Source organism: Polaromonas sp. P1_F1 (genome assembly GCF_056405795.1).
In genome coordinates this window covers 170,023-193,789 of the sequence record NZ_JBFUBJ010000001.1, presented here as the reverse complement: position 1 = coordinate 193,789, position 23,767 = coordinate 170,023, and the positions used below count along the sequence as shown (strand labels likewise).

27 protein-coding genes are annotated in these 23,767 nt (G+C 61.6%); 17 read left to right on the top strand and 10 right to left on the bottom strand.

What is annotated here, in order from left to right; genetic code table 11:
• The first annotated feature begins 6 nt into the window (after positions 1 to 6).
• The 6 genes from AC1DZE_RS01005 to AC1DZE_RS00980 all read left to right on the top strand — a co-directional run bounded on the left by AC1DZE_RS01005 (position 7) and on the right by AC1DZE_RS00980 (position 4,463).
• Complete coding sequence (locus AC1DZE_RS01005; protein WP_477668039.1) at positions 7 to 291, top strand: hypothetical protein; 285 nt, start codon at positions 7 to 9, stop codon at positions 289 to 291.
• A gap of 69 nt (positions 292 to 360) precedes the next feature.
• Positions 361 to 942 (top strand): DUF3299 domain-containing protein, encoded by a 582-nt coding sequence (locus AC1DZE_RS01000; RefSeq protein ID WP_477672569.1) that lies wholly within the window; start codon positions 361 to 363, stop codon positions 940 to 942.
• A 108-nt stretch (positions 943 to 1,050) separates the two neighbouring features.
• Positions 1,051 to 2,013, top strand: a complete 963-nt coding sequence (locus AC1DZE_RS00995; RefSeq protein WP_477668037.1) for an AEC family transporter — start codon at positions 1,051 to 1,053, stop codon at positions 2,011 to 2,013.
• Between the two features lie 21 nt (positions 2,014 to 2,034).
• Positions 2,035 to 2,397 carry a DMT family protein gene (locus tag AC1DZE_RS00990; RefSeq protein WP_457279960.1) on the top strand — a complete coding sequence of 121 codons (363 nt, stop codon included), beginning with the start codon at positions 2,035 to 2,037 and terminating at the stop codon, positions 2,395 to 2,397.
• A 363-nt stretch (positions 2,398 to 2,760) separates the two neighbouring features.
• Positions 2,761 to 3,408, top strand: a complete 648-nt coding sequence (locus AC1DZE_RS00985; RefSeq protein WP_477659753.1) for a DUF47 domain-containing protein — start codon at positions 2,761 to 2,763, stop codon at positions 3,406 to 3,408.
• Positions 3,409 to 3,425: 17 nt separating this feature from the next.
• Positions 3,426 to 4,463, top strand: a complete 1,038-nt coding sequence (locus AC1DZE_RS00980) for an inorganic phosphate transporter (protein ID WP_477646378.1) — start codon at positions 3,426 to 3,428, stop codon at positions 4,461 to 4,463.
• A gap of 248 nt (positions 4,464 to 4,711) precedes the next feature.
• Here AC1DZE_RS00980 and AC1DZE_RS00975 read toward each other — a convergent pair whose 3' ends face one another.
• Positions 4,712 to 5,188 (bottom strand): TM2 domain-containing protein, encoded by a 477-nt coding sequence (locus AC1DZE_RS00975; protein ID WP_477674602.1) that lies wholly within the window; start codon positions 5,186 to 5,188, stop codon positions 4,712 to 4,714.
• Positions 5,189 to 5,195: 7 nt separating this feature from the next.
• Positions 5,196 to 5,732, bottom strand: a complete 537-nt coding sequence (locus AC1DZE_RS00970; protein ID WP_477674603.1) for an N-acetyltransferase family protein — start codon at positions 5,730 to 5,732, stop codon at positions 5,196 to 5,198.
• 186 nt (positions 5,733 to 5,918) lie between these two features.
• Between AC1DZE_RS00970 and rpsP the strand changes: the two genes are divergently transcribed.
• The 7 genes from rpsP (at position 5,919) to hisC (ending at position 11,366) form a co-directional block, all read left to right on the top strand.
• The gene (rpsP, locus tag AC1DZE_RS00965; protein WP_457279965.1) at positions 5,919 to 6,179 is read left to right on the top strand and encodes a 30S ribosomal protein S16; all 261 of its coding nucleotides are present in this window, start codon (positions 5,919 to 5,921) and stop codon (positions 6,177 to 6,179) included.
• 25 nt (positions 6,180 to 6,204) lie between these two features.
• Positions 6,205 to 6,813 (top strand): ribosome maturation factor RimM, encoded by a 609-nt coding sequence (gene rimM, locus AC1DZE_RS00960; protein ID WP_477668034.1) that lies wholly within the window; start codon positions 6,205 to 6,207, stop codon positions 6,811 to 6,813.
• Positions 6,814 to 6,871: 58 nt separating this feature from the next.
• Positions 6,872 to 7,651, top strand: coding sequence for a tRNA (guanosine(37)-N1)-methyltransferase TrmD (trmD, locus tag AC1DZE_RS00955; RefSeq protein ID WP_477668033.1), 780 nt, complete (start codon positions 6,872 to 6,874; stop codon positions 7,649 to 7,651).
• Between the two features lie 141 nt (positions 7,652 to 7,792).
• Positions 7,793 to 8,158, top strand: coding sequence for a 50S ribosomal protein L19 (gene rplS / locus AC1DZE_RS00950; RefSeq protein WP_077595343.1), 366 nt, complete (start codon positions 7,793 to 7,795; stop codon positions 8,156 to 8,158).
• A 66-nt stretch (positions 8,159 to 8,224) separates the two neighbouring features.
• The gene (locus AC1DZE_RS00945; RefSeq protein WP_477668032.1) at positions 8,225 to 8,932 is read left to right on the top strand and encodes a CoA pyrophosphatase; all 708 of its coding nucleotides are present in this window, start codon (positions 8,225 to 8,227) and stop codon (positions 8,930 to 8,932) included.
• A gap of 326 nt (positions 8,933 to 9,258) precedes the next feature.
• The gene (locus AC1DZE_RS00940; RefSeq protein ID WP_477672557.1) at positions 9,259 to 10,287 is read left to right on the top strand and encodes a CobD/CbiB family protein; all 1,029 of its coding nucleotides are present in this window, start codon (positions 9,259 to 9,261) and stop codon (positions 10,285 to 10,287) included.
• A complete protein-coding gene (gene hisC / locus AC1DZE_RS00935; protein WP_477668031.1) occupies positions 10,284 to 11,366 on the top strand; it encodes a histidinol-phosphate transaminase in 1,083 nt (360 codons plus the stop codon). The genes AC1DZE_RS00940 and hisC overlap by 4 nt, the downstream gene beginning before the upstream one ends.
• Positions 11,367 to 11,403: 37 nt before the next feature.
• Here the strand turns inward: hisC and rsgA are convergent, their stop codons facing one another.
• Genes rsgA through AC1DZE_RS00920 form a run of 3 tightly spaced genes read right to left on the bottom strand, consistent with a single transcriptional unit; the run spans position 11,404 to position 13,990 of the window.
• Entirely contained in the window at positions 11,404 to 12,387 is a 984-nt protein-coding gene (rsgA, locus tag AC1DZE_RS00930) for a ribosome small subunit-dependent GTPase A (protein ID WP_477672558.1), read from the bottom strand.
• Positions 12,384 to 12,704: a 4a-hydroxytetrahydrobiopterin dehydratase gene (locus AC1DZE_RS00925; protein WP_436157846.1), complete on the bottom strand. Its 321-nt coding sequence runs from the start codon at positions 12,702 to 12,704 to the stop codon at positions 12,384 to 12,386. The genes rsgA and AC1DZE_RS00925 overlap by 4 nt, the downstream gene beginning before the upstream one ends.
• Positions 12,701 to 13,990 (bottom strand): M48 family metallopeptidase, encoded by a 1,290-nt coding sequence (locus AC1DZE_RS00920; protein WP_477672559.1) that lies wholly within the window; start codon positions 13,988 to 13,990, stop codon positions 12,701 to 12,703. Before AC1DZE_RS00920 ends, AC1DZE_RS00925 begins: the two co-directional genes overlap by 4 nt.
• A gap of 35 nt (positions 13,991 to 14,025) precedes the next feature.
• Between AC1DZE_RS00920 and orn the strand changes: the two genes are divergently transcribed.
• The 3 genes from orn to AC1DZE_RS00905 all read left to right on the top strand — a co-directional run bounded on the left by orn (position 14,026) and on the right by AC1DZE_RS00905 (position 18,208).
• Positions 14,026 to 14,589, top strand: a complete 564-nt coding sequence (gene orn, locus AC1DZE_RS00915) for an oligoribonuclease (RefSeq protein ID WP_457279974.1) — start codon at positions 14,026 to 14,028, stop codon at positions 14,587 to 14,589.
• Between the two features lie 381 nt (positions 14,590 to 14,970).
• Positions 14,971 to 16,908: a DEAD/DEAH box helicase gene (locus tag AC1DZE_RS00910; RefSeq protein ID WP_477672560.1), complete on the top strand. Its 1,938-nt coding sequence runs from the start codon at positions 14,971 to 14,973 to the stop codon at positions 16,906 to 16,908.
• A 388-nt stretch (positions 16,909 to 17,296) separates the two neighbouring features.
• Positions 17,297 to 18,208: a proline dehydrogenase family protein gene (locus tag AC1DZE_RS00905; RefSeq protein WP_477699683.1), complete on the top strand. Its 912-nt coding sequence runs from the start codon at positions 17,297 to 17,299 to the stop codon at positions 18,206 to 18,208.
• A 5-nt stretch (positions 18,209 to 18,213) separates the two neighbouring features.
• Here AC1DZE_RS00905 and AC1DZE_RS00900 read toward each other — a convergent pair whose 3' ends face one another.
• The 5 genes from AC1DZE_RS00900 to AC1DZE_RS00880 all read right to left on the bottom strand — a co-directional run bounded on the left by AC1DZE_RS00900 (position 18,214) and on the right by AC1DZE_RS00880 (position 22,736).
• Positions 18,214 to 19,110, bottom strand: coding sequence for an NAD(P)-dependent oxidoreductase (locus tag AC1DZE_RS00900; protein ID WP_477699682.1), 897 nt, complete (start codon positions 19,108 to 19,110; stop codon positions 18,214 to 18,216).
• Between the two features lie 69 nt (positions 19,111 to 19,179).
• A complete protein-coding gene (locus AC1DZE_RS00895; RefSeq protein ID WP_477699681.1) occupies positions 19,180 to 20,538 on the bottom strand; it encodes an NAD(P)H-dependent oxidoreductase in 1,359 nt (452 codons plus the stop codon).
• Positions 20,539 to 20,557: 19 nt separating this feature from the next.
• Positions 20,558 to 21,130 carry a hypothetical protein gene (locus AC1DZE_RS00890; RefSeq protein ID WP_477668024.1) on the bottom strand — a complete coding sequence of 191 codons (573 nt, stop codon included), beginning with the start codon at positions 21,128 to 21,130 and terminating at the stop codon, positions 20,558 to 20,560.
• A gap of 15 nt (positions 21,131 to 21,145) precedes the next feature.
• Positions 21,146 to 22,018: a phytanoyl-CoA dioxygenase family protein gene (locus AC1DZE_RS00885; protein ID WP_477668023.1), complete on the bottom strand. Its 873-nt coding sequence runs from the start codon at positions 22,016 to 22,018 to the stop codon at positions 21,146 to 21,148.
• A 31-nt stretch (positions 22,019 to 22,049) separates the two neighbouring features.
• Entirely contained in the window at positions 22,050 to 22,736 is a 687-nt protein-coding gene (locus tag AC1DZE_RS00880) for a GntR family transcriptional regulator (RefSeq protein WP_477672408.1), read from the bottom strand.
• Between the two features lie 134 nt (positions 22,737 to 22,870).
• On the opposite strand from AC1DZE_RS00880, the gene AC1DZE_RS00875 reads away from it, so the two are divergent.
• Entirely contained in the window at positions 22,871 to 23,761 is an 891-nt protein-coding gene (locus tag AC1DZE_RS00875) for an alpha/beta hydrolase (RefSeq protein WP_477699680.1), read from the top strand.
• Positions 23,762 to 23,767 lie beyond the last annotated feature (6 nt).

Here is a 23,767-nt window from a genome sequence, read left to right as displayed (position 1 = left end):
CTTCTTATGACAAACCTCTCTTCCATCAAAAAATTCCTCACCCTGTCTCCTGTTGCGGCCGCGTTTGCGGCGGTGGCCCTGAGCGCCACGTTCTCGCTGGCCCATGCGCAGCACAACGACAAGGAAACCAAGGAAGACATCCAGCGCCACCGCGCCATGGCCGCCGCCCATGAAAACGCCGCCAAATGCCTGGAATCGGGCAAGAAAGACGAAGTTTGTGAAAAAGAGCTGCAGGCCGCTTGCAAAGGCCTGGCCGTCGGCAAATACTGCGGGATGAAACACGTTCATTGACGTCCACTGACGTCACCGGGACGCCCCTGAAGTGGCCTCACCTTTTTTCTGGATTTTCTGGAGTACTGCATGACTGCCTCTTTTCGCCCTCGCACTCCAAGCCTTCACGGATTGAAGTGGGCATTGGCCTGCAGCACGCTGCTGGCCGCTGCAGGCCTTTCGGCGCAAACGCTGTCTTCACCGCTGGCGAATGGCGGCAAGCCTGCCGCGGCAGGGCCGGCGTTTGACATACCGGTCGGGCAGGGTGCGGGCGTGCATGGCGCCAACAGCCCGTTCCCACCGCTGGCGGCCCGCACGGACGTTGTGCCCTGGTCGGTGCTGACGGCGGTGAAAACCAAAAACGAGAAAAACCGGATCCTGCCGGTCTTCACCCTCGACCAGATGGCGCTGAACCAGAAAACCCAGCGCATCCAGGGCTTCATGATGCCGCTGGATCCGGGCGAAAAGCAAAAGCATTTTTTGCTGTCGTCAGTGCCGCTGACCTGCGCCTTCTGCCTGCCCGGCGGGCCCGAGAGCATGGTCGAAGTCAAAACCAAAACGCCGGTGAAATACAGCATGGAGCCGGTGGTGGTGGAGGGGCGCTTCCTGGTCCTGAACGACGACTCTTACGGCCTTTACTACCGCATTACGGATGCCACCAGCGTCAGGTAAGAGCCGCGCACAAAACTGCCGTGGCTGACGCTTTTTAAGCGGAGCCGTCCCGAAAAATACGGAGACGGCACCGCGACGGCCTGGCAACCCGCACGCTAAGATTGCGCAATGAACCAGCTTGTCTTCGTGTCCCTGCTTCCCGTCGTGTTGTTGATTGCTACAGGTTTCATAGCTGGTCGCGCACAGTGGGTAAGGCCCGGAGCGATAAAAGACCTTTCAAACCTGGTCTTTCTGCTGCTCACGCCAGCGCTGCTGTTTCGCACCATGAGCAAGGTGCGTATTGAGCAGCTGGACTTCAAGCCCGTGCTGGCTTACTTTCTGGCCGTGGTCGTGTTGTTTGGTGGCACCCTGCTGCTTCAGGGCTTTAACCGCCGCGCCGCCGTACTGGCACTGGCCAACACCTTCTCCAACACCGTCATGATCGGCATCGCGCTGGTCGGGTTGATGTATGGCCCCGAAGGGTTGGTGACGCTGTTTACGCTGGTCTCGGTGCATTCGCTGGTGTTGCTGACCAGCGCCACGGTGGTGCTGGAACTGGCGGTGGCGCACGAACAGAAGCTGGGCACGGCCGATGAAGTCACCACCGCACCACGCCACCCGGTGGCCACGGTGTTGATGGCCGTGAAAAACGCGCTGCTGCACCCGGTGCCGCTGCCCATCATGGCGGGCCTGCTGTTTGCGCAGACCGGCCTCACGATTCCCGCGGTGGTCGACAAGCCACTGGAATTGCTGGCCAATGCCTTCGGTCCGCTGGCGTTGGTGCTGGTGGGCGTGACGCTGGCCAACACGCGTGTGGGGGAGCACTGGCGCCAGGCGCTGGCTTTGGCTGGCGTGAAAAACCTGCTGCATCCCTTGCTGGTGTTCGGCTTGTGCCGCCTGCTGGGTGTGGGTGGCGTGCCGATGGCGGTGATGGTGGTGGCATCGGCCCTTCCGATCGGTGCCAATGTGTTTTTGTTTTCCCAGCGCTACAAGGTCGCGGAAGACCTGATTACTGCCAGTGTCGTGGTGTCCACCGCACTGGCCCTGGTGACGCTGACCATTGTGCTGCTGCTGGTCGGGCGGTTTGTCTAAATTTCATTCACGGAGCCATTGATGCAGTTCCTCCAGTCCCTGCCGGTATCGGCGCAAACCATCGGCCTGCTCCTGCTGTCCAACGTGTTCATGACCTTTGCCTGGTACGGACACCTGAAGAACCTGGCCACCTCGCCCTGGTATATCGCAGCGCTGATCAGCTGGGGCATCGCACTGTTTGAATACCTGCTGCAGGTGCCCGGCAACCGCATCGGCTTTACCCAGTTCAGCGTCGGGCAACTCAAGATCATGCAGGAGGTGATCACGCTCAGCGTGTTCGTGCCTTTTGCGGTGTTTTACCTGAATGAGCCGTTGAAACTCGATTACCTGTGGGCCGCGCTGTGCATGGTGGGCGCGGTGTATTTCATCTTCCGTTCCGCCTGAGTACCCGGTATCTGTCCCCGCCCCTGATTGGCCCTTGTGTATGCGCCGAGGAGCGCAGGGCCAAACGGATCAGGGCAAAAACTTGTTTGAGCCGCAGGCGAGTTGTTTTTGACCCCGGCTGGACCGAGCACCGCAGGTTGCCCGTAGCGAAGCGAAGGGACGCAGGAACCAGGGTCGCCTTTTCTTTGGTGACTTTCTTTTGGCGAAGCAAAAGAAAGTGAGTTGCATGCCGGGCAACCCCCGGCCAGCAGCCTAAGCAGTAAACCCACCGTCAGACACCCAAGCTACCTAAAATCCCGGGCGGTTAAACTTCTAGCTGTTACAAAAACGTCATATTTTTGACTTACTCCCTGAGGAACTGACATGCTGTTTGGCAAATTGCTGCCGCGCGAAGGCAATTTTTTCGAGATGTTCAACCAGCATGCCGAACGCATCGTCGAGGCCGCCCACGCGTTCTCGAACCTGGTCGCGAACTACGCTGACGTGCAAAAGCGCGAAGCTTTCAACCGCGAAGTCGACCACGCCGAGCGCGCCGCCGACCGCATCACGCATGAAGTCAACCGGGCGCTGCACAAGACTTTCATCACACCCATCGACCGCGAGCAGATCCACAAGCTGATCAACACCATGGACGACGTGGCCGACCTGATCCAGGATTCGGCGGAAACCATGGCGCTGTACGACGTGCGCCACATGACCGAAGACATCGTGCGGTTGACCGACCTGAGCGTCAAATGCTGCGAACGCCTGCAGGATGCCGTGGCGCTGATCGAAAAAGTCAGCGATGCCGCGACGGCTGAAGCGGCGCTCAAGACCTGCGAGGAAATCGACAAGCTCGAGTCCGACGCCGACCGCGTCATGCGCTCTGCCATGAGCCGGCTGTTCCGCGAAGAGCCCGATGTACGGGAAGTGATCAAGCTCAAGGCGGTGTACGAACTGTTAGAGACCATCACCGACAAGTGCGAGGACGTGGCCAACCTGATCGAGGGCATCGTCCTCGAGAACTCCTGATCACGGGCGCCTGAACCATGCAAACCGTACAGGCTGCCCTGTGGGTGGTGTTCCTGCTGGTCTTCCTGGCCATTGCGTTCGACTTCATGAACGGCTTTCATGACGCGGCCAACTCGATCGCCACCGTGGTGTCGACGGGTGTGCTCAAGCCGGGGCAGGCGGTGCTGTTCGCCGCCTTCTTCAACTTCCTGGCGTATTTCATCTTTCACCTGAGCGTGGCGGCGACCATCGGCAAGGGCATCGTGATGCCGGGCGTGGTGGACACGCATGTGGTGTTTGGCGCGCTGATGGGCGCCATCACCTGGAACATCGTGACCTGGTTTTACGGCATTCCCAGCAGCTCTTCGCATGCGCTGATCGGCGGCATCGTAGGGGCTGTGATTGCCAAGGCCGGCGCGAGTGCCTTGATCGCGTCGGGCGTTTTCAAGGTGGTGGCCTTCATTTTCGTGTCGCCGCTGCTCGGATTCTTGCTGGGCTCGCTGATGATGGTGGCGGTGGCCTGGGTGTGTCGCAGGACGACCCCGTCGAAGGCCGACCGGTGGTTTCGCCGGCTTCAGCTGGTGTCCGCCGGCGCCTACAGCCTGGGGCACGGCGGCAACGACGCGCAAAAGACGGCCGGCATCATCTGGCTGCTGTTGATCGCCGCGACCACCAGCAATGTGCAGGGCTTGCCCGTGTGGATGATGGCGACCACGGAACACCTGCCGATCTGGGTGGTCATCGTCTGCTACATCGCCATCGGCTTTGGCACCATGTTCGGCGGCTGGCGCATCGTGAAAACCATGGGCCAGAAGATCACCAAGCTAAAGCCCGTGGGCGGCTTCTGCGCCGAGACAGGCGGGGCGCTGACGCTCTTCCTGGCGACCGGGCTGGGTATTCCTGTTTCCACCACGCACACCATCACCGGCGCCATCGTGGGCGTGGGCTCCACGCAGCGCGCCTCAGCCGTACGCTGGGGCGTGGCCGGCAACATCGTCTGGGCCTGGATTTTCACCATTCCCGCTTCGGCCTTCGTGGCCGCGATCGCGTACTGGGTCAGCCTGCAAGTTTTTTGAACACCCCTGTCCGGGCTCACTGCAGAAATAGGTTCACCCCTATCGGGCTCACTTCGTGTAGCCCTTTTCCCCTTGCAGGGGACGGCGCCTGCGGCCCGGCAAAGCCGGCTCCGCGGCTGCCCGCTGGTAGCGCTTAAAGAACTCTTAAAGCCAGCATGAGCCGCGGGACTGGCTTTGCCAGACCGCAGGCGGGCGGCCCTCGCGGGGGGCAGGAAGCTACACGAAGTGAGCGACCGTGGGGGCTCTATCTACTGGCTGATTTTCTTGGCCTCTTCGACCTGGTACTCGAAGTAGCGTTGGAAGCTGAAGACTATGCTGGACATCAGTGAGATAGTGCCAAACAACAGCGCAAACACCACGGCGCCTATGGTCAGCCAGTTGGTGTTGCCCGCCTGGGTGGCCGGCGTGCCCGTGTTGTGCAGCGCATTCCATTTTTCCGTTGGCATCAGGCCGTAGTAAATGGCGGTCAATGCCGTGCCGGCCAGCGTAAAGCCCAGTAGCGGAATCAGCACCCAGGCGAGGTGGTCATCTTGCCCATAAAGCCGTACGCGCTCGACTCCCCACCAGCCCAGCGCCGCTGCGATGGGGTGCAGCCAGGCCCACACGTCGCCAAGGCCGAACAGGTAAAGACGGTGCACGCCGAGTTGACCGCCGATAAAAGCGAGCCAGGCGGCGAGGGTTTTGTTTTTGGGCGCTTTAGGGGCTTTGGAGGCGGTTGCTTGCATGCGGCGATTATGCGGCGAGTGCATCCACCGGCGGCTGCGTGTCGCCTGCGCCCAAGGTCTTTTCCATGATCACAATGTCGCGCCAGGCGCCGAACTTCCAGCCGCAGGAGGTAATGGTGCCGATCTCTTTGAAGCCAAGCGAACGATGTACGCCCACCGAGCCGGCGTTGGCCGAATCACCGATCACGGCCATGGCCTTGCGTACGCCCACCGCTTCAAGCCGTGCCAGCAGCTCGGCCAGCAACGCACGGCCCAGGCCCCTGCGATGCAGGTCAGGCGCGAGGTAGATCGAGTCTTCCACTGAGAACCGGTAGGCCGGGCGGGGCTTGAACCAGTTGCCGTAGGCAAAGCCCACAATTTTTCCTTCCTCCTCGGCGATCAGGTAGGGCAGGCCTTTGGACAGTACGTCAGCCCGGCGGGTCATCATGTCGGCCACGCTGGGAGGCTCGGTTTCGAACGTTCCTGTGCTGTGCAGGACGTGGTGGCCGTAAATGGCCGTGATGGCGGGAATGTCTTCTTCGCGGCTGGGGCGTATGAGGGGCATGTCTGTCGTGGTTTCGGGGATAGGAGAAGGGCGGGGAGGTGAATTTGGGCCAAAACCGTTCCACAGGCTATAATCTCAGGCTTTGCAGCAATTCGCTGGCCGGGTGGCCATGTCGTGTGTCTCAAGCGCTGCAGAACATTGGGGTATCTACCTTACCGGTAAGCCCCACCACCCGAAGGATAAATCATGGTCGTCATTCGACTTGCACGCGGCGGTTCCAAGCACCGTCCTTTTTTCAATATTGTTGTGGCTGACAAACGCGTTCGCCGCGACGGCCGTTTCATCGAGCGCATCGGTTTTTACAACCCGATTGCCAAAGGTGGCGAAGAAGGCCTGCGCATTGCGCAAGACCGCCTGACCCACTGGATCGGTGTGGGCGCCCAGCCGTCTCCTACCGTTCTGCGCCTGGTCAAGCAAGGTGCTACGGCTGCTGTCAAAACGGCCTGAAGAACTCGGTCTGATTTAGAGATTGATGCAGCCCGGCCTTCAATCGTCGGCAGGCTTGACGCCCTCAAGCCTTCCGCACGACGCCATCGAAGTCGGGCGCATCCTGGATGCATGGGGCGTCAAGGGCTGGGTGAAAATCCTGCCGCACAGCACCGATCCAGAAGCGCTTTTTGCAGCCAAATCCTGGTTTTTGCAGGCGCCTGACGCCAAATTCCGCCCGGGGTTCACCGTGTTTTCCGGCACCGTTTCACTGAGCGTGGACGAGGCCAAAGTTCATTCCGATACCGTCGTCGCCAAGTTTTTGGGCCTTGATGACCGCAATGCGGCCGAGGCCTTGCGTGGCGCACGCATCTTCCTGCCCCGCAGCAGTTTTCCTGCGGCCTCCAAGGATGAGTACTACTGGGTCGACCTGATCGGCCTGAACGTGGTCAATCGCGAAGGGGTGCCATTAGGCCTGGTGCGTGACCTGATGGCCACCGGCCCGCACTCGGTCCTGTGTGTGGAGTACACCGTCCAGCAGGAGGACGGCACGAGCCTGACCGCCGAACGCATGATCCCGTTTGTCTCCGTGTATGTCGACGCGGTGGATATCGCCGGCAAATGCATCACGGTTGACTGGCAGCCGGACTACTGATTTTTGTAGCCCGAAGGAGCTGTTGCCCTGAAGCGCCGGGCTCGCACACAATAGCCCCATGCGCTTCGACATCATCACACTTTTCCCCGAGCTTTTTGCGCCCTTCCTGGTCAGCGGCGTGACCCGCCGCGCCTACGAATCGGGCCTTGTTGAGGTGAAGCTCTGGAACCTGCGGGACTTTGCCGACGGCAACTACCGCCGCGTGGACGACCGGCCTTTCGGCGGCGGCCCCGGCATGGTGATGATGGCTGAGCCGCTGGCGCTGTGCCTTGAAAAAATACAGGCTGACCGTGCTGCGAATGGTGCGCCCAAGGTTCCCACGGTGCTTTTTTCTCCCGTGGGCAAGGCGCTGGACCATGCCGGCGTTGAAGGCTGGTCGGCCAGCGCCGGTGCGGTATTGATTTGTGGGCGCTACGAAGGGCTGGACCAGCGCTTCATCCAGGCCCATGTTGACCTGCAGATCAGCCTGGGCGATTTTGTGCTGTCGGGCGGGGAAATTGCCGCCATGGCCTTGCTCGATGCGGTGGCCCGGCTCCAGCCCGGCGTGCTCAATGACGAGGGCAGTCATCAGCTGGACAGCTTTAATCCTGCACTCGACGGCTTGCTGGATTGCCCCCATTACACGCGGCCCGAAAGCTGGCGCGGCCAGCCCGTTCCGACCACCCTGATGTCTGGAAACCACGCCCATATTGAGCGCTGGCGGCGTGAACAACGCCTGGCGCTGACGCAGCGCCAACGCCCGGAATTGGTGCAAATGGCACGGCAGAGTGGGAATTTGAGCGAAAGTGACGAGGCTTTTTTGGCCGATTTGGTCGAAAACCCGGACAAAGACGCTTGAAAAAGCACTGACTTGCTATAATCAAAGGCTTTTCGATCCTCTGGCGGCCACTGCAACCATCTGAACACCCGCGGGTGTTCCATGGATTTGCGGTCTTTAGCGTAGCGCGTGTATGAGCGAAGAAGTTAGATGGAATAAACCATGAATCTGATCCAGACCCTTGAGCAGGAAGAAATCGCCCGCTTGAACAAGACCATTCCCGTTTACGCTCCCGGCGACACCGTGATCGTGAGCGTCAATGTGGTGGAAGGTACGCGTAAACGCGTGCAGGCTTTTGAAGGTGTGGTGATTGCCAAGCGCAATCGCGGCCTCAATTCCAGCTTCATCGTTCGCAAGATCTCTAACGGCGAAGGCGTGGAACGTACGTTCCAGGTTTACAGCCCGCTGATCGCGAAGATTGAAGTCAAGCGCCGTGGTGATGTGCGCCGTGCCAAGCTGTACTACCTGCGTAGCCGCAGCGGCAAATCCGCACGTATCAAGGAAAAGCTGGGCGCCAAGGCTGCCTAAAAGCACCTCCGCCCTGAAAAGCCGCTCTGTCGAGCGGCTTTTTTTTGCCTGCTAACCTCTCACTCCATGAACAACACCCGGCCCCTGCCGAAGTTTGACCCGCGCAGCATCCCGGTGCTGGGTATTGATGACCATCTGGCGGGGGTCCCTTCGGCGCACCTTTCACCGGAGGCCCTGCGCCAGCGTTTTCGGCATCCGCCTGTGTGGACTCCCGAACACAGCGTTGAAAAGACATTCACCGACCGCACGCCTGCGCTGGCTGCGGTGCTGATTCCGCTGGTCATGCGGGACGAGCTGACACTGCTGCTGACGGAGCGGACCACCAACCTGTCCACGCACTCAGGCCAGGTCGCCTTGCCCGGCGGCCGTACGGATGAAACCGACCGCGATGCGGTAGACACCGCGCTGCGGGAAGCGCACGAGGAGGTGGGCTTGCCGCGCGACCATGTGGAGGTGCTGGGCACCTTGCCGACCTACGTCACCGGTACCGCTTTCATCATCACGCCGGTGGTGGCGCTGGTGAGGCCCGGGTTCGTGCTGCAGCCCAATCCGGGTGAAGTCGCAGATGTCTTCGAGGTGCCGCTGGGCTACCTGATGAACCCGGCCAATCATCGCCGCCACGAGATGGAGTTCGACGGCGCCCTGCGCCAATGGCTTTCCATGCCGTACTCAGACCCCTCCGTGGAAGGTGATGGCAACGAGGCCAGGGAGCGTTATATCTGGGGCGCGACGGCCGGCATGCTGCGTAATCTCTATCGTTTTCTGGTGGCTTAGCCCACCACCGTCCAGGCTCACTTCGTGTAGCCTGTTCCCCCCTTCCAGGGGGCGGCGCCTGGGGCCGGCGAAGCCGAAAAATTAGCACACCCCTATCGGGCTCACTTCGTGTAGCCCTTTTCCCCTTGCAGGGGACGGCGCCTACGGCCTGGCAGAGCCAGTTCCGCGGCCCCTGCTCGCACGGGCCCCGCTGGGTTGTGCTAACTGAACTCTTAAACCCAGCATGAGCCGCGGGGCTGGCTATGCCAGACCGCAGGCGGGCGGCCCCCTCGGGGGGCAGCGCATTACACGAAGTGAAAAGCGTGGGGGCCAAGTTATGATTCCTCATGAGCTTTTTTGCCGTTTTGTTTGCACTCATCATCGAACAGGCCCGTCCGCTGGCCCGCGGCAACTGGATTCATGCGGGATTTCGGGGCTGGGCCCGCTGGACCAACCGCAGCCTGGATGCCGGCAAACCGCACCACGGCTGGATCGCATGGACGGTCGCCGTGCTGGTGCCGGCGCTGGTCACCTTCCTGATTCACTGGCTGCTGTGGACCATCAACCCCGTGCTGGCTTTTGCATGGAACGTGGCAATCCTCTATGTCACGCTGGGCTTTCGGCAGTTCAGCCACTACTTCACGGACATACGCGACGCGCTGGATGACGGCGACGAAACGACAGCGCGCGAATTGCTGGCGCAGTGGCGCCAGGTCGATGCGAGCGAGCTTCCGCGCAGCGAAATTGTCCGCCACGTGATTGAATATTCGGTGCTGGCCGCGCACCGCCATGTGTTCGGCGTGCTGGGCTGGTTTTCGGTGCTCGCTGCGCTGGGGCTGGGGCCCGCAGGCGCCGTGCTCTACCGCATGAGTGAGTTCGTTTCACGCTACTGGGCCTATAAAAGAAGGACCGCCGCCGCTGCAGGCGAGGGCGCCAGCACGGCGCTGCAGCTTGCCGCAAGCCGTGCCTGGGGCGTGATTGATTTTGTGCCCGCCCGTGTCACCTCGCTGGGTTTCGCGGTGGTCGGCAGTTTTGAAGACGCCATTGATGCCTGGCGCAACTACACGCATCGGTTTCCAGCTGGCGCACCTTCGGCCTCTGAAAACCGCAACGACGGGATCATCCTGGCTGCTACGTCCGGTGCCGTGAACGTGCGCCTGGGCGGCGAAGCGCTCAAGACCACGTTTTCGGCGGACACCTCGCAAAGTTTCCAGGCGGGTGGCCTGGATGCGGAAGACGGCATCGCCACAGAAGCCACGCCTGGCCGGGAGCCCGAAGTGGCGCACCTGCGAAGCATCGTGGGGCTGGTGTGGCGTTCCGTGGTGCTGTGGATGGTCTTGCTGGCGCTGCTGACCCTGGCACGCCTGCTCGGATGAGCGGCAGCCTGCCTTCCGGGCAATCCTTCTGGAGCCCTGCGGTGCGCGGTCTTGTGCCGTATGTGCCGGGGGAGCAGCCCGGTGTTGCGGACCTGGTCAAGCTCAACACCAACGAGAACCCATACCCGCCATCGCCCCGTGTCGTTGCCGCCATCACGGCCGCGGCGCAAAACGGCCTGCAGCTTTATCCCGACCCGCAGGCCAATGCACTCAGGCGGGCGATTGCCGGCTACCACGGCATAGACACCGGCCAGGTGTTTGCTGGGAATGGTTCGGATGAAGTGCTGGCGCACGCTTTCTGCGCATTTTTCCGCCACGGCCAGCCGCTGTTGATGCCGGATGTCAGCTACAGCTTTTACAGGGTGTACTGCGGGCTCTATGGCATTGAGGCCGGGCTCGTGCCGCTGGATGCGTCCCTGCGCATCCATGTGGCGGATTACACCGCGCCATGCGCGGGCGTGGTGATTGCCAACCCGAACGCGCCCACCGGCACCGGCCTGCCGCTGGCGCAGATCGAGCAACTGTTGCAGCAACAGCCCGAGCGGGTTGTGCTGGTAGACGAAGCCTATGTGGATTTCGGCGGCGAAACCGCCATTGAACTGATTGCGCGTTATCCCAACCTGCTGGTGGTGCACACGCTGTCCAAGTCGCGCTCGCTGGCCGGATTGCGCGTTGGTTTTGCCGCCGGCCAGCGCCACCTGATTGAAGCCCTTGAGCGGGTGAAAGACAGCTTCAATTCCTATCCGCTGGACCGCCTGGCCATCGCCGGTGCCGTGGCGGCTTACGAGGATCGTGCTTATTTTGAAGCGACTCGCACGGCCGTGATCCAGAGCCGTGATCTGTTAAGCCGGCAGCTGCAAGGCCTCGGCTTTGACGTCTTGCCATCGCAGGCCAACTTCCTGCTGGCTCGCCATCCTGGCCACGACGCAGCGGCCTTCGCGGCCGGCTTGCGCGAAAAAAACATCCTGGTGCGCCATTTCAGGCAGCCGCGCATCGACCAGCATTTGCGCATCAGCGTGGGCACGCCGGCGCAGTGTGAGGCGCTGGTGCAGGCCTGCCGCGAGCTGCTCAAGGCCTGACGCTATTGCCCGGACGGGCGCTGCCCGTCAGTTCCCGTCAATATCGGGGTTGCGACAGCTCGGCAAATAGTTCGCTATACAAACGATAGCGGCTTGCGCTGATTCCGTCTGGGCTGGGCCCCGATTTGACCTTTGAAATCACCCCGCAACCCGGCTCATGCAGGTGGGTGCAGTTGTAGAACTTGCAGTCCTGGGCGTGCGCCTTGAGGTCGGGCATGTAGTTGGCCAGCTGCACTGGGTCAATGTGGTGCAGCCCGAACTCCTGAAAGCCCGGCGAATCAATCAGCGCGGTGCTCCTCTGACCGTCCGTCCCGGTATTCACCCAGTACAGCGTGGTACTTGTGGTGGTGTGTTTGCCTGAATTGAGGGCCTGCGATATTTCCGCCGTCAGCACCCGTGCATCGGGCACCAGCAGGTTGGTCAGGCTGCTTTTGCCCGCGCCTGAAGGTCCCAGCACCAGCGTCTTTTTGTCCCGCAGCAAGTCCGTCAGTTCCTGCAGTTCCGGGTGCGGGGCATCGGCCGGCCCGCTTGCCGCTGTTTTGGGCTTGATGGCCAGCGAGAGCATTCTGTAGCCCATGGCCCGGTAGGGCGCCAGCTTGGCCCAGGCGCGCCCGAAAGGCTCGGTGAGGTCGCTTTTGTTAAGGGCGATGATGGGGGTGATACCCTCTGCTTCAGCGGCAATCAACGCGCGGGTCAGCTGGCTTTCCGAGAACTCGGGCTCGGCTGCGATGAGGATCAGCACCTGGTCGAGGTTGGCGGCGAAGGACTTGGTGCGCATCTCATCCTGCCGGTAAAACAGGTTGCGGCGCTCTTCAATTTTCTCGATGGTGCCTTCGTCTTCGGAAGGCAGCCAGCGAATGCGGTCTCCCACCACGGCCTGGCTTTTTTTGCCGCGCGGGTGGCAGATCACCCGTTCACCGGTGTCGGTCTCCACCAGCACGTGCCGGCCAAAACCCGCCACCACCAGCCCGGGCCGCGTGCCCGCGACGGGGGCAGCGGCAGGGCGTGCTGGTTTGCTCAAGCCAGCAAGGCGTCAACCTTCGACGCGCAGAAAAAATCACTGACAGAGACACCATCGACGTCGTGCGTGTTGAAACGCACCGTGCATTTGCCGTAACTCACGGCCAGGTCGGGGTGATGGTCTTCGGCATTGGCAATGAAAGCCAGTGCATTGACGAAGGCGATGGTCTCGTAGTAGTTCTTGAAGCTGTAGGTTTTTTCCAGTGAACCGTCGATCAGGCGCCAGCCCAGGGCCTGCTCGCCATTGAGCTTGCTCAACTGGGTGACGATTTCCGTGGCGCTCAGGGCGCGGCGGTTTTGGTGGATCGGGTTGCTCATGTCGCGGTGCTTTCAACAGAAGGAATCATGCGGCCCAGCCGTTCGGAGGCGGGCGGATGCGAATAGTAAAACTTCACAAATACCGGGTCGGGCGTGAGGGTGCTGGCATTGTCCTGGTAGAGCTTGAGCAGGGCGCTCTGCAAATCCTTGCCGTCCGTTTGCGCCACGGCATAGGCGTCGGCCTCGAACTCATGCTTGCGCGAGAACTGGGCGAACACCGGCGAGATGAAGAAGCTGAAGAGCGGCACCACCAGCAAAAAGAGCAGCAGCGCCAGGGCGTCATTGGCGCCGGTGAGGTTGGGCCGCACGCCCAGGCCGGTATAGAACCAGACCTGTGACGACAGCCAGCCCAGCAAGGCGAAACCGGCCAGGCTCATGGCAAACATCGAGACGATGCGTTTGATGATGTGCTTGTGCTTGAAATGGCCCAGCTCATGCGCGAGCACGGCGTCAACTTCACCGGGGTTGAGCTGTTTGAGCAGGGTGTCGTAAAACACCACGCGCTTGGCCGCGCCGAAGCCGGTGAAATAGGCATTGGCGTGGGCCGAGCGTTTGCTGCCGTCCATCACGAAGAGGCCTTTGGCCGCAAAGCCGCAGCGCTGCATCAGGGCTGTCACGCGCGCCTTCAGTGTCTCGTCTTCGAGCGGTTTGAACTTGTTGAACATCGGCGCGACGACGGTGGGGTAGAGCACCAGCACCAGCAGGTTAAAACCCATCCAGGCACCCCAGGCCCACAGCCACCACAGGCTTCCCGCGCTGCCCATCAGCCACAGGATGAGCGCCACGATGGGCAGGCCGATGACGATGCCGACCAGCGTCGACTTCACCAGGTCGGCCAGCCAAAGTTTCAAGGTCATCTTGTTGAAGCCGAAACGCTCTTCAATGCGGAAGGTGCTGTACAAGGTGAAGGGCAGGTCGAGCAAACCGCTGATGAGGCCAAAAGCGGCCAGCAGGGCCAGCTGCGGCACCAGCGCGCCCCAGGCGGCCAGGCCCGAACCGGCTATCGCCTGGTTCAGCATGTCGATGCCGCCCAGTAGCGTCCATCCCAGCAGCACGGCGGCGGCGAAGGCCATCTCCAGCATGCCGAAGCGTGCCTTGGCGATTGTGTAGTCGGCTGCCTTCTGGTGCGCCTGCAGCGAAATGGTGGCCGAGAAGGCGGCGGGCACCGCGTTCCGGTTCCGTGCCACATGGCGGATCTGCCGCGAAGCCAGGTAGAACTTCGTGAGCAGCCCCAACACCAGAAAGGCGGAAAACACCCCGGTGAAAACAAGCGAATAGTCGGTCATGGCTGGCAGTTTAGGCGATCAGCGAGAATCGCAAGATGCCTGAAACTGAACCCCTACTCAAAAAATCAGACCAGAACCTCGTCTGGCTGGACTGCGAAATGACCGGCCTCGACCCGGAAAAAGAGCGCCTGATCGAGATCGCCGTCATCGTCACAGGCCCGCAACTCACGCCGCGCATTGAGGGCCCGGTTCTGGCGATCCACCAGACCGACGAGTTGCTGGACCAGATGGACAACTGGAACAAGGGCACCCATGGGCGCAGCGGCCTGATCGACAAGGTCAAGGCCAGCACCGTGGACGAGGCAGATGCCGAAGCGCAGATTCTGGCTTTTTTGGCCCGATACGTTCCCAAGGGTGTTTCACCGCTGTGCGGCAACACCATCAGCCAGGACAGGCGCTTCCTGGTCAAGTACATGCCCAAACTCGAAGCCTTCCTGCACTACCGCAACGTTGACGTCAGCACCTTCAAGGAACTGGCCAAGCGCTGGAGTCCCGAGGTTTACAGCGCCTTCAAAAAGCGCCAGAGCCACACCGCCCTGGCCGATGTGCACGAGTCGATTGACGAACTTGAGCACTATCGGCAACACTTCCTGAAGTGAATTCTGCGTAAGTCATTTCGGGGTTTTAGCCAGACAGGACAAGCGCAAGCAGCTATTGAAATGATAGCGGGTGCGCACGGTACAGGCTGACGGCAGGAAGCCGCGATGCCCCCGGTTGAGCAGGGGACTGGTAGAAACCCGTAAAGCACGCTATAATCGTGGGCTTGCAGTGCACTGGGTGCCCTGCATTTGTACATCTACCTCACACTTTTGATTCCAATAACGGAGTCACCGCTTCGGGCACATTTCTGCTGCCTGGACCGCATATTCGTTTGATGGTTGATGTTTTATTAACCATGAACGAATCCTCCGCATCGCGGGGGTGAAGTTTCCTGTTCCTTCGCCAAAAGCGTTGCGGACAGGTGATTAGTGAGAAAAAACATGACTGACTCTTTTGAGGCTCGTGGCGACGTTTTGCCCGACACAAATATTGATACCGCCGCTGAGGCCGTGATCCACGTGATTCCGGACTTCTCTTCGGACGAGCCTTCGATGGCTCCCACCTCCCTGGAAGCCGTTGCAGCCGAACCCAATGGTTTCGTGAAGTTGGGCCTGGCCAAGGAACTCCTGCAAGCTGTCGCCGACATGGGTTTCACCCAGCCGACGTCCGTGCAGATGGCCACGATCCCCAAGGCCATGCAGGCCCTGGACCATGACGCCAAAAGCGACCCCAAAGCCAAATTCACCGACCTGCTGGTTTCCAGCCAGACCGGTAGCGGCAAGACCGCAGCCTTCCTGCTGCCCGTGCTGCACACCCTGCTGAAACAGCAGGAAGAAGCCGAGCGTTTTGAGCGCTCCGAATTTGAACGCCTGAGCGCCGAAGCCGTCGCCCGCGGCGAAGCACCCCTGAAAAAACCCAAGCGCAAGGACCCGACCAGCCCGCGCAACTTCAAGGCTGCCACGCCCGGTGCACTGATCCTGTGCCCGACGCGTGAATTGGCCCAGCAGGTTTGCGCCGACGCAATCGACCTGGTTCGCCATTGCCGCGGCCTGCGCATTGCCAACGTGGTGGGCGGTATTCCTTACCAGCTGCAAATTGCCAAGCTGCAAAATGCCGACCTCGTGGTGGCCACCCCCGGCCGCCTGCTCGACCTGCAGCGCAGCATGCAGATCAAGCTGGACCAGGTGCAGTTCCTGGTCGTCGACGAAGCCGACCGCATGCTGGACCTCGGCTTTGCCGACGACCTGACCGAAGTCAACCAGCTCACGATCGAGCGCAAGCAGACCATGATGTTCAGCGCCACGTTTGCGCCGCGCATCATGCAACTGGCCACGCGTGTGATGCGCCAGCCGCAGCGCGTCGAGATCGACTCGCCGCATGAAAAACATGCGTCGATCACCCAGTCTCTGCTGTGGGCCGACAACATGACCCACAAGCGCAAGCTGCTGGATCATTCGCTGCGCGACACCACCATGAACCAGTCGATCGTGTTTGCCTGCACCCAGGTTGAATGCGACGGCCTGGCCAATGACCTGGTGCAGGAAGGCTTCAGCGCTGTGGCGCTGCATGGCGCACTGGGCCAGGGCCTGCGCAACCGCCGCCTGATGGCTTTCCGCGACGGCCGTGTCCAGATCCTGGTCGCTACCGATGTGGCTGCCCGCGGCCTGGACGTTCCGTCGATCACCCACGTGATCAACTACGGCCTGCCGATGAAAGCCGAAGACTACGTGCACCGCATTGGCCGTACCGGCCGCGCCGGCCGCGAAGGCCAGGCGATCACGATTGCCGAGTTCCGCGATCGCCGCAAGATCCAGGACATCGAGCACTACATGCAGCAGAACCTCAAGCCCAGCGTGATCGCCGGTCTGGAGCCACAGCAGCGCTTTGCCCCGACCTCCGATCGCCCACGCGGCAACTTCGGCGGTGACCGCGGCGACCGCGGTGGCCGCAGCTTCGGCGGTGGTGGTGATCGTGGCGGCTATGCCGGCCGCAAGCCTGCAGGTGGCTTTGGCGGTGGTGCTGGCGGTGGCGGCTTCGGCGCACCTCGTCACAACGACCGTGACGATCGTGCTCCCTTCCAGGGCCGCGCTCCTGGACCACAGGGTGGCTATGGCGACCGTTCCGGTTTCAATGACCGCGGCCCGCGCCGTCAGGATGACCGTGGTTTTGGTGGCGGCAACAACACCGGCTTTGCGCCGCGTGAAGACCGCAACTTCGCTCCGCGCAACGAAGGCTTTGCTTCCCGCAATGAAGGTTTCGCACCGCGCCCTGACTTTGCCAACCGCAAGCCTGGTTTTGCCAAGCCTGCCGGCAAGGTGTTTGTGCCCCGCGATGCGGCCAAGAAACCCGGCAAGTTCTCCAAGCCCTTTCGCGATTGATGCTTAATTAAGCATCGCCAGCAAGGGCAAATAAAAAAGCCGCCCCGGACAATGTCTGGGGCGTTTTTTTTTATGGCCCCGTGCGGACTGGGGGCCGCACCCGCGGACACCTGCAACGCCCGCTGAAGTTATGATGCGATGGCCGCGCCGGCAGTCCGGCGCTTGCCAAAAAACACATCCACATGCACGCAGCCGCCTGGCCTCCTCTTTCAAAGAACTGACTCTTTGCTTCCTGCGCACCCGGACGTCCGTCCTGTTGCAAGGCTGAAGCACTGCCCGCACTCGCCGGATCGCCCCAGGCGGGGTGCCTGATCCCGACCGCCTTTTTCATTTGTGACGATCCCGCATCGTCCGCGGTCACGTTCATCTCTCTTTTTTGGAAATCGTCATGTCCCTGTTCAATACCCTGGTGGCCTCTGCCATCCCGCTGGCGCCGCACGCGCTGATCCGCAAAGTCTCGCGCCGTTATATCGCCGGTGACACCGTGGCCGATGCGATCAACCGCATCGTGGCGCTCAATATCGATGGTTTTTCCGCGACCGTCGACGTCCTGGGCGAAACCGTCAAATCCTTGTCTCAAGCCGACGACACGACGCGCGAATACCTCAAGGTGCTTGAAGCGATCGCGCGTGAGGGACTGCGCGCGAACATCTCGGTCAAACCGACAGCGCTCGGCCTGCTGCTCGACGCGGCCCATTGCGAGCGCAATCTGGAACGCCTGCTCGACGCAGCGAAGGCGCACTCAATTTTTGTGCGCATCGATATGGAGGACGCCAGCTGCACGCAGCGCGAGATCGACTTGTTGCTGCGCCTGAAAAAGCGTGGATATGCCAATGTCGGCCTGGTGCTGCAGGCCTACCTCAACCGCACCGATGACGATATTGGCCCGCTGCTCGGCGCGAGTGAAAACCTGCGCGTCTGCAAAGGCATCTATGTCGAGGCGCGCGAGCATCTCGTGGAGGGCGCCTGGCACGACCGGCGCGCGATCAACCCGCACTTCCTGCGCCAGATCGCGCGTTGCTTTGACAGCGGCACCTTTGTCGGCGTCGCGACGCATGACGAGGAACTTGTGGACCAGGTGATCACACTGGCGCGTAGCCGACGTGTGGCCAACTCGACGTTCGAGTTCCAGATGCTGCTCGGCGTGTGTGAAGGCCTGCGGGACCGGCTGTTGGCCGAGGGCTACGCGGTCCGCATCTATGTGCCTTGCGGCAAGGACTGGTACGGTTACAGCATGCGGCGCATCAAGGAAAATCCGCGCATCGCGGGTTATCTGGTGCGCGCCTTGTTGACTCGCTGAGCGCTTCAGCTCATGCCGTTGCGGCTGGCCAGTTCGACAAACAACGCCGACTGGTCCAGGTCCGTCAGGCCGTTTTCAACACCTTCGGCATAGAGCCGCTCAAAGAGTGCCGTGACCGGTGCTTCAAAGCCGATCTCCTGTGCGGTGGCCAGCGCATTGCGCATGTCCTTGAGCTGGATGTCCATGCGGGCGCGCGGCGCGAAGTCGCGCTCCAGCATGCGCTGGCCGTGCAGCTGCAGCACGCGGCTGTCGGCAAAGCCGCCGGTAATCGCTTCCTTGACTTTGGCCATGTCGGCCCCGCCGCGCGCGGTGAACAGCAGGGCCTCGGCCACCGCGCCTATGGTGATGCCCACAATCATCTGGTTGGCCAGCTTGGTGAGCTGGCCGCTGCCGTGCGGGCCCACGTGAACGGCGTGGCCAAAGTGCTTGAGCACAGGCAGGGCCCGCGCGAAGTCTTCCGCCTTGCCGCCGGCCATGATGGCCAGCGTGCCGCTTTGCGCGCCGCCCGGGCCGCCTGAAACCGGCGCATCCACATGGGCGATGCCCAATGCGCCCAGGCGAGCTGCATGGTCGCGCGCTTCGCGCGGCTGGATGGAGGCCATGTCCAGAAAGAGCGCGCCCTGTTTCGTCGCGGCGGCCACGCCCTGCGTGAACAGCACGTCTTCCACGACCGGGCCGCTTTCGAGCATGCTGATGACGATGTCGGCAGCGGCCACCGCGGCACTGGCTTGCGTATGTTGCGTGGCGCCTAGCGCCGCCAGCGGGCCGGCCTTGCCCGGCGTGCGGTTCCATGCCTGCAGCGTGTAGCCCGCTTCGCACAGACGCCTGGCCATGGGCAGGCCCATGATGCCCGTACCCAAAAATGCGATGCGGGGCAGGGGCGTGTCGCTGGTGATGGTCAATTCGTGTCCTCGGAATGGCTTTGAGTCATCATGAAGGAACCGGCGGGAAGAAGGCTGTCAGGCAGCTTTCTAGGCCGCTTTTTTCAGCGCCGGCGCAAACATGCTTTCCATCTCCTGGCGCACTTTCCAGGCGTGGGTCGATGTGTCCATCGCCACATCGGCCCAGCTCAGGCTCTGCCCCTTTTTGACTGCGCGCACGACCTTCACGTTATGCGCCAGGCCCAGGGGCAGCCCGCCCATCTTCATGGAAGTATCGGCCGGCAGCAGCTTGCCCCACACGGTATAGCCGCCTTCGCCGTCCAGCATGTCGCCGGGTTTCAGGTCACGTTTGGCAGTGGCCACCACATCGGCGTTCCAGCAGGTCGCCACACCGGTGGGTTCACCGCGCAACGCCACGCTGGCCACGGACACGCCGACTTCCAACCCGATCAGGTGCCAGCGTTTGTACAAGGTGAAGTAGCGCCCGCTCGGGTCGGTGTGGGCGTTGTATTCCTCAAAACAGTTCTTGATGTAGTCGGTCTCGGCTTCAACGGTGACCCAGACGCCCATGCGGATGTCGTAGGGAATCTTGCGGCCGTTGGCTTCCAGCGACGAGATAACTTCGACCATGCCCTTGCGTTCGAGAACGCCACCTTCACTGATGGGCCGTGTCACGTACGGAATGTCTTCCACGCTGGCCGGCGGGTAGAGCAGGCCGTTGCTGGGCACGGTCAGGCCCGTGGCGTTGGCCACGGCAGTCGATTCGATGGAAGGCTTGGATCCGTCGAGAAAGCTGTTGAACATCTTCGGGTTGAGCCCGCCGCGCGCGGCCTGCTCGGGCGTGAGGCCGTAGTTGCCCCACACCGTTTCGGGCGTGGATTCGCAAAAATGCGGCAACCACTTGTGGCCACGGCCCGCCGCCACCACCGGGAAGCCGCAGGTGCGCGCCCAGTCCACCAGGTCGCAAATGAGTGCCGGCTGGTCACCGAAGGCCAGCGAATACACCACGCCGGCCTCCGCCGCCTTGCGCGCCAGCAGCGGGCCGCAGAAAGCGTCGGCTTCCACCGTCACGTTGACCACATGCTTGCCGTGTTCAAAGGCTTTCAGGCAATGCTCTACCGCCGCAATCGGGTTGCCGGTGCATTCCACAATGATGTCGATCTGCGGATGTGTCACCACCGCCTGCCAGTCGTCGGTGACCCAGGTTGCTCCTGTTTTGATAGCTGCTTGCGCTGATTCAGATTGGGCTGCAGCCGAATTCCACCCTACACGGGCAAGGTTGGCGCGCGCCGCGTCGGGCGACAGGTCGGCAATCGCCACCAGGTGCACGCCCGGTGTCCGCGGCACTTGCGCCAGGTACATGGAGCCGAATTTGCCGGCGCCTATGAGGCCTATGCGCACCGGTTTGCCTTCGGCCGCGCGCTGCTGGAGTTTGGTGTAAAGGTTCATGGATGAGGGGTCTTGCTGATTAATTTCGATAGATCTTGTTTGCTTTTGGACCGAAGATGAAGGGGGTTGTCATCTCAGGTAATTCCAATTTGCGCAGTTCGATAAGGTCTTTGTATTGACTCGTTCTTGATTCCGCGCATTCGATGTACATGGTTTTTTTTTCTCCCACGCGTACTACGACGCCCGCTTCTTCTTCAGGGAAACGCGCTGAGGAAAATTGGTACACGGTGTACGACGCTTGGCCGATTTTGAAATGAAGATTACCTGCACCTGTCCAACCATTCGGGCTACGTACGGAAAACTGAAACGCTTCCCTGGCGTGCATTTGAGTCGTAGCCGGATATGTCAGCTCGGGAGTCTGACCTAGTTTGCCAAAACGGTATTGCATGTAGGCATTCGCTGATGTCTGGGCAGATGTGCGGCAAATCGACATGTGTTTATCGCTTTTCCCCGCGATTGGGCACGACAACACGACCAGCTCGTGCGTTTCGCAATGAGTGCCTGGACCACCGAGTTCCTCGGCAATTGCGAGTGGTGCAATAAATTGGCCAATTCCGAAAGCGATACAAGCCAGGCGATTCATATTCATCATCAGTTCTCCCAATGGTTACGCAGCCAATTTCAGTTCTTCCATCGACGTTTGCAGCGCGCTCGCCGGCACGCCGTCTTTCCACGGCAAGTCCACCGGGTAGTCTTTGAGCAGGCAGTCGTCGGGCAGGCATTCAATCGGCGTGAAGTCGCGGTGGGCGATGTATTCAGGGCGTTTGTGGCGGCGGATGTGGTTGCTCACCGCGCACAGGCTCAGGTAAACGCTTACCCGGTTGAAGGGCGAAAGGTTGCTGCCCGAGGCGTGCACCAGGCAGGAGTGAAAGAGGATCATCGAGCCGGCCGGGCCCTTGGGGCTGACGATGCCGCCTTGCTTTCCACCGGCGCGCTGCACCAGCTGGCGGATCAAATCGTTGTCCACCGTCCAGAGCGGGTAGCTGGTGGTGGTGAGGTCGTGTTTGGCATCGACCACGCCCTTTTTGTGGCTGCCGGGGATGAACATCAGCGGGCCGTTGTGCTCGGTCACGTCGTCCATGAAAATGGCCACGTTCATCGCGCGTTCGGTGGGCATCATGTCGTCGTTCAGCCAGGTGCCATAGTCCTGGTGCCATTGCCACACGTCGCCTTCAAACGCCATCTTGCCGTTGATCTTGAACTGGTGCATGTAGAGCTTTTCGCCCAGCAGGTCTTCCACCGGCTCGATCATGCGCGGGTGCCGCGCGAGCCGGGCAAACGGCTCGCTGTACATGTGCGCGGCGAAGTTGGTACGCACCGCGTCCTTGCCTTTTTCACGCACGTTGTAGTCTTCGCGCCGGCTGTAGAGCTCGGGCACGGCATCGTTGAGCGCCCGGGTTTCTTCAGGCGTGAAGAGGCCGGGGAAAAACAGGTAGCCGTCGCGGTCGAATTGCGCAAGTTGTTCCGGGGTCAGTTTCATCGCATGTCTCCTGTTGCGTGTTGTCGGGTGTTCAGGGCGCCGCGCGGGCGCCGGTTTGGCCGAGTGCGCTGGACAGCAGTTTTGCCAGGTTGTGGCCCGCTTCCTCGCCATGCTCGCGGATCAGCGCTTCGGCCTGGGTTTCATCACCGGCCGCGATGGCCTCGGCAATGGCTTCGTGCTCATCCCAGATCGATTCGCGCATGGTTGATACCTGCAGCACAGCACCCATGGCGCGGCGGATGTGGTGCCAGTGCAGCTGGGCGCTCTGGGCGATCAGCGGGTTGCCCGAGGCGGTGTAAATGGCCGCGTGAAATTGCGCGTCGGTCGCCATCATGGCCTTGACGTCACCGCCCCGCGCGGCCTTTCGGCCCCGGCTGATCAGTTGCGGGTCGAGCCGGCAGCGGCCTTGCGCGGCCAGCCGGGCGGCCAGTGCATCGAGTGCGCTGCGTACCTGGTAGATCTGCACGAGCCAGGCCACGTCCAGTGGCGCCACCAGCACGCCGCGCCCCGGGGCGTCCAGTACAAAGCCGTCCTTCTTCAAAAGGCGCAAAGCCTGCAGTACCGGTTGTCGCGACACCGCGAGTTGCTCGGCAATGTCTTCCTGCATGATGCGCGCACCCGGCGCCAGCGAGCCTTCGCTGATGGCGTCCAGCAGGCTGCGGTAGACCTGGTCGACGAGGTCGGGCGTGGATTCGATTTTGATCAGTTGTTGTGGCATGTTAGTACTCTGTATACAGAATACATTGCGACTGAAGACCTGAAGTTTCGGGTTTACCCGTAAATGGTTGCGGGCGGCCGGGCTGTGCCAAGATGGCACATTGAAGCCGCTTCGACACTTTCAGGAGAAGAACAATGACCCAGCCCGATCCCGCCTGGCTTGACCGCATGTACAACAACCGGGCTTTGGTACCGGACCACGGGGTGTATTTCGCTCGTTGGGCTGAGAGCTCACAAGCCATTCGCAAGCGCGTGCCCTGCCAGATCGATATTCCCTATGGCAACCATGCGGGTGAAATGCTCGACGTGTTTCCGGCGGGTGATTTCGCCACACAGGGCGGCACCCAGGGCCTGGCCGGTGCGCCGGTGCTGGTGTTCATTCACGGCGGGTACTGGCGGTCTCTCGACAAGGCCGACCATTCCTTTGTGGCGCCGGCTTTTACGCAAACGGGCGCCTGTGTCGTGGTGCCGAACTATGCGCTTTGCCCCGCGGTGACCATTCCCCAGATCACCATGCAGATGGTGGCGGCGCTGGCCTGGACCTGGCGCCACATTGCCCATTACGGCGGGGACCCATCCCGCATCACGGTGGTGGGCCATTCAGCCGGTGGGCACCTGGCTGCCATGCTGATGGCGTGCGACTGGAAGGCCTATGCCGGCGACCTGCCTGCAGACCTGCTGAAAAATGCCTTGTCGATTTCCGGCCTGTACGACCTTGAACCCATGCGCCACACGCCTTTCCTGAAGGATTCGCTGAAACTCACACCTGAACAGGTGCTCAAGGCCAGCCCGGCCCTGCTGCCGGCGCCGGGCCGCGGCACCCTGTACGGCGTGGCAGGTGCCGACGAAAGCGCGGAGTTCCTGCGACAGAACGTGTTGATCCAGCAGGCCTGGGGCGCCGGGGTGGTGCCGGTCTGCGAATCCCATCTGGGGCGCAACCACTTCAGCATCCTGGAGGCGCTGACGGAGCCGTCTCACCGCCTGCACCGGCTTGCATTGCAACTGCTGGCGGCTGGCCAGCGTTAGCTAACC